This window comes from Halorubrum sp. Ea1, assembly GCF_002252965.1.
Taxonomy (GTDB): Archaea; Halobacteriota; Halobacteria; order Halobacteriales; family Haloferacaceae; genus Halorubrum.
Window position 1 is genome coordinate 1 of the sequence record NZ_NHPG01000081.1, and the last position, 9,389, is coordinate 9,389.

A 9,389-nucleotide genomic window follows, 5' to 3' on the forward strand; every position below is an offset into this window, starting at 1 on the left:
CGTCGCGCTCCGTTCCGCCCCCGTCGCGCTCCGTTCCGCCCCCGTCGCGGCTCTCCTCACTCTCCGCCGACGCCACCGGGTGGACCGTCACGACGGCGTGCCCGTCGCGCTCGTCGATCGACTCGATCACTCCGACCGACCACCGGCCGACGTGGTGCGACGGCTCTCGGGCGTGGACGCGGTCGTAGTTCACTGCGCTCCCCCCTCGACGCGCCGCACCGCGAGCGCCGCCTCGCAGGTGCACTCGACCTCGCACTTCGGGCACTCGGCGGCGGGCCGGTCGATCGGCTCGCGGTGGACCGCCTCGTAGCCGTGGCGGTCGAACAGCTTCTCCGGGGAGTCGGCGCCGCCGTGGTACCACGAGTCCGCGACGAGTACGTCGACTCCGCGCTCGGCGCCGATCCCGTGCAGGCGTCCGAGGAGCCGACTCCCGATCCCGCGTCCGGTGGCCCCGTCCCGGACGTACCCCATCTCGAGGTGACCGTACCGGTCGGCGGCGGGGATCAGGTCGGGGTCGTCGAAGAAGTACATCTCGTCGGCGACGGCGCCCGGATCCGCGAACTCGCGGAGCGCCATCACCCCGAGGATCGGTCCGTCGGCGTCGCCGCCGTCGTCCGGTCCCGCGTCGTCGTCCGGTCCCGCGTCGTCGTCCGGTCCCGCCCCGCCCTCCACCGCGACCAGCACGTGGTACGTCGGGTCGCCGATCCCGAGGTCGACGCCGTAGGAGCTCCCCTCGCTGAAGTGCTCGGTGATGAGCGCCTCCACCTCGTCGGCGTCGCCCGGCCGCGGGTCTCGGATCGCGATCTCGTCCATTCCCCGAGGGTACGCTCTCGGCCGACAAGAGCGGCGCGGTGGGCCGACCCCGGCGAGCCGAACGCCGGGCCTATCCGACCGCTCCCGGCCGCCTATCCGACCGCTCCCGGCCGCCTATCCGACCGCTCCCGGCCGCCAGACGCCCTGCCGCCGGTCGAGCCACGCGACGACGACCACGTGCGGGAGCGTCATGGCCGCGATGGCGACGAGCGACACGGCGAGCAGGTCGCCCGGAGCGGCGACGCCGGCGGGGACCGAGAGCCCGACCGCGGCGACCACGAGGAACCCGCCGAGGGTGAGCGGCGCGGCGTCGCGCCCGAACCGCCCGAGGGCGCCGGGGAGATCGCCGTCGCCGAGCGCGGTCGCCGCCCGCTCGTCAACGAGGATCAGCCGGCCGACGTGGCGGAGGCCGTGCCAGAGCGCGAAGTACACTCCGATCGCGAACACGGGCGCGGCGAGCAGGAACCACGCCCACAGCGCCGCCACCTCCCCGGCGTCGCGGAGCCACCCCCGTCGCGAGGCGCCCGCCCGGACCCGCCGGTAGCCCAGTCCGATCGACAGGACCGTCGCCGCGATCATGAACGCGCCGACGGCCAGCCGGGTCGCCGGAACGAACACGGGCTCGACCGCGGCGGCGGCCGCGCTCGCGTCGACGACGAACAGCCCGACGATCCACTCGGCGACCAGCCGGTACTCGCCCGGATGCGCGAGCAGCGGGACGCCCATCGGGAGCCCGCCGCGGACGACGAGGGCCAGCCAGCGCTCGGCCGACGTCGGCAGGTGGTCGACGCCCGCGACGACGAGCGCCGCGACGTCGCCCTGCCCCCAGTGGAGCCACGTGAGCGCGATGAACCCGACGAAGGCGGCCACGGGAGCGAGGAAGAACGCCGCGACGACCGCCCCGCCGAGGACCGCGTACGCGACGGAGACGACCGCGACCGACCGCCGGAGCGAGACGTCCGTCGCCGCGCGCAGCGGAACGAGGTGGTCGACCGCGCCGTGGGCCATCCCGACGGCGAGCGTCCCCAGCGCGAACGTCGCGACGCCCACCTCCACCGGAAACAGGGGGGTCACGGCGCCGACCGGGAGCAGCGCCGCGAGCGCTAGCGCGGGGTACAGCGCGAACCACCGATCGACCGCCGACCGGGCGTCATCGTCGCTCTCGACCGCCGTCGCCTCGCGGCGCGCCGCCGCGCCCGCCGCGGTCTCAGTCATTGACGGGGTCGGGGGACTCCGGGTCCGGTTCGGGCGGTTCGGGCGTCGGGTCGAACGCGTCCGCCGCCGACTCGGTCGGCCGGCCGCGCCGGTCGTTCCAGTCGAGTACCCACTCGAACAGCACGAGCCCGTTCACCGTCATCACGCCGGCCGAGGCGAAGAAGAGCATCTCCTCGATCGGGAGTCCGAGGACCGCGACCCCGGTCGTCAGCTCGGCGGAGAGCTGCCACGTCCCCATCGCGATCGCGATCCGGTCGGCGATCCAGAAGTACGCCGCGGGGATCAGCGTCGCCGCGAGCCACATCCGCGGCGTCCGGATCAGGTACCCGCCCCCCACCGCCCACTGCAGCGCGAAGACGGGGCCGACCCACGCGATCAGCCCGCCGAGGTAGAGGTACGAGGGGTCGAGCGACACGAGCCAGAGCCCGCCGGCGACCATCGCGACGCCGGCGACGACGCCGGCGATCCGCGGGCCCCGATCGAAGTCGCCCTCGCGGAACGTCGGGTCGAACCCGATCAGGTGGAGCGCGAACGCGGTGACGACGGTCTGGATGGCGAAGAACAGGTACTCGCCGAGCGGGATCGACAGCGCCCGGACGAGCACCGCCCCGTCGGCGTACCACCACGCCCCCCGTCGGATCATGTAGCTGATCCACGGCGTCGTGTACACGTACGCGATGGCGACGAGGATCGCGATCCCGGCGGTCGCGCGTCGCCGGCGGACGACGTCGTACCGCGGCGCGAGGTACCACAGCGCCGCGACGACGGGAAGGCTGAAGACGAGATGGAACTGGAGGTACGTCAGCGTCGGAAGCATCCGATCACCCCACCGGCGCCGTTCATGCGATCACGTTCGCTCCGTCGCTTATTAAGGCTCAGTCCAAACAGTGTGGTCGCCCCCGACGGTCGTCGAGAGTGAGATCGGCGGTCGTCGGGATTTCGTCCGGCGATCATCGTGATCTCGTCCGGCGATCATCGTGATCTCGTCCGGCGATCGTCGGGATTTCGTCCGGCGGTCGTCGGCGCTACGCCTCGGCCGACAGCACGCCGTACCCCTCCAGCACCTTCCCGAGCCGGAACATGGAGGCGACGACGGCGTCGCAGACGGGGCGCACCGCGTCCTTCGGCACGAAGCCGACCGCGAGCCCGGCGACCTCCAGCATCGGGAGGTCGTTCGCGCCGTCGCCGACCGCGACCGTCTCCGCCATCGCGAAGCCGAGGTCGTCGGCCAACTCGGCCAGCGCGTCGTCCTTCGTCCCCTCGATGAGCGGTCCCTCGGCCTCGCCGGTGAGCTTCCCGCCGGCCGTCGGGAGGCGGTTGGCGACGATCGTGTCGGCCTCGACCCCCGCCTTCGCGAGCGCGCGCTCGACGCCGCGCTCGAACCCGCCCGTGAGCACCGCGACGTGGTGCCCCTCGGCCTGCAGCCGCTCGATCAGCTCCCCGGCGCCCGGCCGGAGCGTCACCTCGTCGAACGCGGCCGCGACCGCCTCGTCGTCGAGCCCGCCGAGCAGCTCCGCCCGTCGGTAGAGGCTCTCGGCGTAGCTGAGCTCGTCGTTCATCGCTCGCTCGGTTATCTCGGTCACCTCGTCGGCGACGCCCGCGCGCTCGGCGAGCAGGACCGTCATCTCGGAGTCGGAGAGCGTGCCGTCGAAGTCGAACGCGATGAGGCTCATGGACTCCGTTCGGCGCGGAGGGGTTTTGAAGCACCTGATCGCGCAACGGACCCCGCACGGCGGGGCCGTCTCGCCCCGCCGCGCCCTCGGTGGCCTTTTTGCCGGTCGGGGTCGTCCCCACCGTCATGGATCGAACCGACGCTGACCGCGCCGACGTCGACGTCGACGACCTCTTGAAGGTGATCTTGGGACTTGCTATCGTATGGCTTCTCCTGGAGATCCTCGGCGCCGTGCTGGAGATCACGTTCGTCCTCCTCGACGCGCTCCCGACGCTGATCGTCCTCGCCATCGTCGTCCTGATCGCCTTACGGCTCACCGACCGGATCTGAGTCGTGTTCAGCCTGAACGTCCCGCTCCCGCCCGCGGTCGGCGATCTCGCGGCCGATCTCCACCCGAAACTGTCGGGGTTCGACCGCGTGCGCGACCGGCACACCCTCGTTTGCAAGCGACTCGGGGTCGACAACGTCCCGGACCGCGTCGCGAGCGCGGCCCGTCCCGGACCCGAGGACGTCGGTTCCGCCGCCGAACCGAGCCCCCCGAAGCCCGACGCGCTCGAGGCGCTCCGGGGGGACCTCCGACCCCTGCTGTCGGGAACCGACCCGTTCGAGGTGGCCGCGACCGGGATCGACGTCTTCGACGCGCCGGCGTCCGGCTCGCGGCCGGTGGTGTACCTCGCCGTCGAGAGCGAGGTCCTCGTGCGGCTTCATCAGCGACTCTGCGCCGCCTACGGCGCGATCGAGGGGATCGAAGGCGACGACTTCGTCCCGCACGTCACCCTGGCGCGCGGCGGAAACCCCGCTCCGGGCGTCGTGGCCGACCTCGTGGGCGCGGCGGTCGACCCGATCCGGTGGCGCGTCCACGCGCTCGACCTGTACGACCCCGAGTTCCGCGAGGTCGCCGCGACTATCGATTTATAAATGGGTGGCCGGGACTCGGCGGTGAACCGTTTCGAATTCCCGGCCGCTCGGCGAGACGCTGTCGCCTGCGCTTCGTCGGTGATCACGTCCAAAGCCCCAGCCACCACGTCCAAAGCCCCAGCCACCACGTCCAAAGCCCCAGCCGTGAGGCGGGCACACGCTCGCTGTGCTCCTCACTCGGTCGCTGACGCTCCCTCGTTGCGGTGCTTCCGTCGCCTGTGCCCGCCTCACGGCTGCCCCTTTGAGCCCCGTCCCGCACGGCGACCGCACCTCACTCCTCCCCAGCCTCGTCGCTCACTTCGTTCGCGACTCCCTCGCGCGTGCACCTCGCGCCCGTCGGGCGCTCGGCGGCACGCGCCGCCGCTATCGGTTCATAAATAGCACGTCGCCGTCGGCGGTCACTCTCGCCGCCCGCTCTGCTTATCGCCCCCGTCGCGCTCGCTCGGCTCGTCGACCGCGTGGTGCGGTCCGACGGGGCCGTGCGTCGGGCAGACGCCGGCGATGGGAGTCGCGTTGAGACAGCAGGCGCGCTGCTGACTCGCGATGACGCCCTGCGAGAGGGACTCACCGCAGCGCCGGCAGTACGACGCGGTCCCGTCGTCGGCCATCCCTACCGCTCGCGAATGCGCATCGGCACCGGGTGGTTCGGGTGCATCGTCAGCGAGCCGCGCAGCGAGAGTTCGGGCCCCTCGTACTCCAGGTCGTACTGCGAGCAGACCTCCGCGAGGATCAGCTTCGCCTCCAGCAGCGAGAACGCCTTCCCGATGCAGTGGCGCGGGCCGCCGCCGAACGGGAAGTACGCGAACCGGGGGCGTTGGCTCCGGCGCTCGGGGGCCCATCGACTCGGGTCGAACGTCTCGGGGTCGTCGTACCAGCGCGGCGACCGGTGGATCACCCACTGCGACAGCATGAGCGCCGAGCCCTCCGGGATCCGGTACCCACCGATCTTCACGTCGAGCTTCGGCTCGCGGAACAGGGTGTAGACGGGCGGGTACAGCCGCATCGATTCGTTGAGCACGCGCTCGGTGTACTTCATGTCGCGGGCGTCGGCGGCGGTCGGGGCGCCGTCGGCGGTCGCCGCCCGGGCCTCGCCGGCCACGCGCTCGCGGGCCTCGGGGTGATTCGAGAGCAGGTAGAACGTGTACGTCAGCGCGAGCGCCGTCGTGTCGTGACCGGCGAGCAGCATCGTCACCAGCTCGTCGCGGAGGTTCTTGTCGGTCTGCTCGCCGCGGTCCCGGGCGCGCAACAGGACGGAGAGCAGGTCCATCGGCAGGTCGCCGTCGCCGTCGCCGGCGGGGCCGCGCACCGCGACGCCCTCGGGACCGGCCGGGTCGACGCTCGGGTCGCGCTCGGTCCCGCGCCGGCGCTCCACGATCCCGTCGATCACGGATTCGAGGGTGCCGATGGCGTCGTCGAACTCGCGGTTCTCGCGGGTCGGCACCCAGTTCGGGATCAGGAAGCGGCGCGGGTCGGGCTCGAACCGCGCGCCGAGCGGCTCCAGCTTCTCTTGGACGGTCTTCACCTCCTCGTCGGTGATGTCGGCGCCGAACATCGCCGAGACGATGATCTTGACGGTGAGGCGGGCGACCTCGAGCTGGATGTCGACCACGTCGCCGTCGTTCCAGTCCGCGAGTTGCGACTCGGTGTGGCCGACCATCGTCCCCGCGAGCGCCCCGATCCGCCGGTTGTGGAACGAGGGGTTCGCCAGCTTCCGCTGGCGCTGCCACGCCTCGCCCTCGCTCATGAGGAGACCGTCCCCGAGCAGGGTGTCCATGGCGTCGTCGCCGAACTGCGGCTTCCGGTAGCGCTCGGCCTCGGAGACGAGGACGCGCTCGATGTCGGCGGGGTTCGTCAGGAGGTAGGTCTCGCGCGGGCCGAGGTCGAAGCGAACGACGTCGCCGTAGCTGTCGGCGCAGGCGCGCATGAACGAGAACGGGTCGTCGGCGTACTGGCGACCGTTGCCGAAGACGGGGTCGCCGATGGGTCCGGGCGGCGTGACGGACATACGAGAGACAGGGTCTCTGCGAGGTTAAACGTTCGGCGGCGGGGCGGCGGCGGCGACGCCGCGGGGGGACGGACGCGGCGCCACGTGGGAATTTGTCGGGCGCTACGAGCGGGTCCGGCAGGCGCTACTCGGACCGCTCTCGATCCCGCTCCTCTCGCCTCTCATGCCTCGCGTCCAGGCGCTCGACGCGGGCGATCAGCTCGTCGACGGCGACCTCCTGGTCGTCGGTCGCCTCGACGATGCGCTCGGTCGCGTCCTCGGTCCGGTCGGAGCGCTCGCGGACCGCCTCCAGCGACGACGTGAGCTCCTCGACGGTCGCGGCCTGGTCGTCCGTCGTCCGGGCGACCTCGGCGACGCCCGCGGCCGCCTCGTCGACCGCGTCGGCGATCTCCTCCAGCGAGTCGAGCACGGTCTCGATCTCGGTGCCGGCGTCCTCGATGCGGTCGTGCGAGCGCTCGACGGCGGTGCTCGTCTCGTCGGACTGCGCCTGGAGCTCCGCGAGGCTCTCCGTGATCTCCTCGGTGTAGCCGCGCGTCTCGTCGGCGAGCTTCTTGACCTCCTCGGCGACGACCGCGAAGCCGTCGCCGCCCTCGCCGGCGCGGGCGGCCTCGATGTTGGCGTTGAGCGCCAGCAGGTTCGTCTGCTCGGCGACGTCGGAGATGACCTCGATGACCTCCTCGATGTCGTCCATGCGCTCCGAGAGCGCGCCGACGCTCTCGACGAGCTCGTCGCCGATCTCGACGACGTCCTGAGTCGCCTCGCGGGCGTCCTCGCTGGCGTCGAGCCCCTCGTCCGCGGCCTCGCTGGCGGCGATCGCGGCGGAGTCGACCTGATCGGCGGTGGCGGCGACCTCCTCCATGCCGGCGGAGAACGACTGCATCTCGGAGACGCTCTCCTCTAGCAGCTCGTTCTGCTCGTCGACGTTCTCGGCGATGTCGCCGGCGGCCCCGCTCGCCTCTTGGACCGTCTCGTCGATCTGTCGCGCCTGCTCGTGGACGCTCTCGGAGAGGCTCTGGAGGTTCTCGGCCATCCCGTTGACGACGCCGATGACGGCCAGCAGCTCCTCGCTCAGGATCTCGCACTCCTCGTGTCGGACGGCGCGGGCGTCGAGGTTCCCCTCGCCGATCGCCTCCGCCGTCTCGCGAACCTCCTTCACCAGCGTTTCGGTCGCGTTCCGCTGGTTGACGTTCTCCGTCCGGTCGATGACGACTTCGGTGACGCCGACGACTTCCTCGCCCTCGTACAGCGGCGTCGCCGTGAACTCGATGTGCTTCTCGTCGCCGTGGCGGTCGACCATCGTGCTGGTGTCGCGGTAGCGGGTCTGCGCCGAGTCGCACCGCTCGACGCCGTACGCCTCGTCGGCGGTCTCCGGCGCGTCGAGCACTTTGTCGGCCAGCGTGTCGGCCCGCCGCCCGTCGGGATAGAACAGCTCCGAGACGTGGCCGTGACCGATCGCGTCCTCGCGCGCTTTCCCGGTGAGCGACGCGATGGACTCGTTCCACTCGGCGACGTTGCCGTCGGCGTCGAGGATGAACGTCGGCACGCCGGTGGCGTTGAACACCTGCTCGAAGCCGGCCCTAGACAGCGTCTCGGCGCGGTCGGTGCCCGCTTCGTCCACGATCCCTGGAGCCGTGCTGTCGGCTCCGCTCGGTCTCCCGTCGTCGGCCCCGTCGTCGACGACGACCCCGCCGTCCGGGACCGACCGCGAGTCCCGGTCCCGCCCGAACACCCGTCGGAGTAGCCCGCTGACTCCCGTCATATCTATGTCGCCCTCTCCCAAGCGCCAGCATAAACGGTTCCCCCCGTTATTCACGTGTGATAATCATCTGGTCCTCTAGATGAAAGGAGCGCCGTCGGCCTTCGCCTTCGCTCCCCCGACGCAATTGCTCCCTCCGGTGCGATCGCTCTCCTAGCACGATCGCTCCCCTCCCCGCCCGTAGCGTTCAAACGCGTCCGGCGGCTACCCGGATCCGATGGACGCCGACGCCGTGCGCGAGCGGGCCGCGGACCTCCCGACCGAGCCCGGCGTCTACCAGTTCCGGGCGGGGGAGACGACGCTGTACGTCGGCAAGGCGGTCGACCTCCGGGACCGAGTGCGGTCGTACGCCGACCCGCGCTCGGGGCGTATCAGGGGGATGGTCGCGCGCGCCGACCGGATCGAGTTCGCGGTCACCGACACCGAGACGCAGGCGCTGCTGCTGGAGGCCAACCTCATCAAACGGCTCCAGCCGCGGTTCAACGTCCGGCTGAAAGACGACAAGTCGTACCCGCTGATCGCGCTCACCGACCACCCCGTCCCCCGGATCGAAGTCACCCGCGACCCGGAGGAAGGCGCGGTCGCGTACGGCCCGTTCACGGACAAGGGCCGCGTCGAGACCGTGGTGAAGGCGGTCCGCGACGAGTACCGGCTCCGCGGCTGCTCGGATCACAAGTACGCGAACCGCGACCGCCCCTGCCTCGACTACGAGATGGGGATCTGCTCGGCCCCCTGCACCGGCGAGATCGACCCCGCGAGCTACGCCGAGGACGTGGCCGCGGTCCACCGCTTTCTGGAGGGCGAGACCGGCGCCCTCGCCGACCCCCTGCGCCGGCGGATGGAGAGCGCCGCCGAGCACGCCGAGTTCGAGCGCGCCGCCAACCTCCGCGACCGGCTCGAAGCGGTCGAGGCGTTCCACGGCGAGGGCGGCGAGGCCGTCAGCGACCGGTCCGACGACCGCACCGTCGACGTGCTCGCGGCCGCGGTCGAGGGCGACGTCGCCCGCGTCG

Annotated in this window: 10 protein-coding genes and 1 pseudogene; 3 read left to right on the plus strand and 8 right to left on the minus strand. The window is 71.8% G+C overall.

All coding sequences use genetic code 11. The features are described from left to right. The 5 genes and pseudogenes from DJ73_RS10130 to serB form a co-directional block, all read right to left on the minus strand. A pseudogene (locus tag DJ73_RS10130) lies at positions 1–193 on the minus strand (hypothetical protein); the annotation flags it as partial. Continuing rightward, on the minus strand, positions 190–813 hold the full coding sequence (locus DJ73_RS10135) for an N-acetyltransferase (RefSeq protein WP_094557890.1): 624 nt from the start codon (positions 811–813) through the stop codon (positions 190–192). The pseudogene DJ73_RS10130 and the gene DJ73_RS10135, both read right to left, overlap by 4 nt. 114 nt (positions 814–927) lie before the next feature. Then, positions 928–2,028: a Brp/Blh family beta-carotene 15,15'-dioxygenase gene (locus DJ73_RS10140; protein WP_094524993.1), complete on the minus strand. Its 1,101-nt coding sequence runs from the start codon at positions 2,026–2,028 to the stop codon at positions 928–930. Then, entirely contained in the window at positions 2,021–2,845 is an 825-nt protein-coding gene (locus DJ73_RS10145; protein WP_094524994.1) for a lycopene cyclase domain-containing protein, read from the minus strand. The genes DJ73_RS10140 and DJ73_RS10145 overlap by 8 nt, the downstream gene beginning before the upstream one ends. A gap of 208 nt (positions 2,846–3,053) precedes the next feature. Continuing rightward, positions 3,054–3,701 carry a phosphoserine phosphatase SerB gene (serB, locus tag DJ73_RS10150; protein ID WP_094524995.1) on the minus strand — a complete coding sequence of 216 codons (648 nt, stop codon included), beginning with the start codon at positions 3,699–3,701 and terminating at the stop codon, positions 3,054–3,056. Positions 3,702–3,826: 125 nt separating this feature from the next. Between serB and DJ73_RS10155 the strand changes: the two genes are divergently transcribed. Continuing rightward, positions 3,827–4,030: a hypothetical protein gene (locus DJ73_RS10155; protein WP_094524996.1), complete on the plus strand. Its 204-nt coding sequence runs from the start codon at positions 3,827–3,829 to the stop codon at positions 4,028–4,030. A gap of 3 nt (positions 4,031–4,033) precedes the next feature. Next, entirely contained in the window at positions 4,034–4,618 is a 585-nt protein-coding gene (locus DJ73_RS10160; protein ID WP_094524997.1) for a 2'-5' RNA ligase family protein, read from the plus strand. 398 nt (positions 4,619–5,016) lie between these two features. Here the strand turns inward: DJ73_RS10160 and DJ73_RS10165 are convergent, their stop codons facing one another. The 3 genes from DJ73_RS10165 to DJ73_RS10175 form a co-directional block, all read right to left on the minus strand. Then, positions 5,017–5,226, minus strand: coding sequence for a hypothetical protein (locus DJ73_RS10165; RefSeq protein WP_094557891.1), 210 nt, complete (start codon positions 5,224–5,226; stop codon positions 5,017–5,019). Positions 5,227–5,228: 2 nt separating this feature from the next. After that, on the minus strand, positions 5,229–6,623 hold the full coding sequence (locus DJ73_RS10170; RefSeq protein ID WP_094524999.1) for a cytochrome P450: 1,395 nt from the start codon (positions 6,621–6,623) through the stop codon (positions 5,229–5,231). A 124-nt stretch (positions 6,624–6,747) separates the two neighbouring features. Next, positions 6,748–8,382, minus strand: a complete 1,635-nt coding sequence (locus DJ73_RS10175) for a methyl-accepting chemotaxis protein (protein ID WP_094525000.1) — start codon at positions 8,380–8,382, stop codon at positions 6,748–6,750. A 214-nt stretch (positions 8,383–8,596) separates the two neighbouring features. On the opposite strand from DJ73_RS10175, the gene DJ73_RS10180 reads away from it, so the two are divergent. Continuing rightward, positions 8,597–9,389 (plus strand): UvrB/UvrC motif-containing protein (locus DJ73_RS10180; protein ID WP_176451117.1); only part of this gene is annotated, 793 nt, incomplete at its 3' end.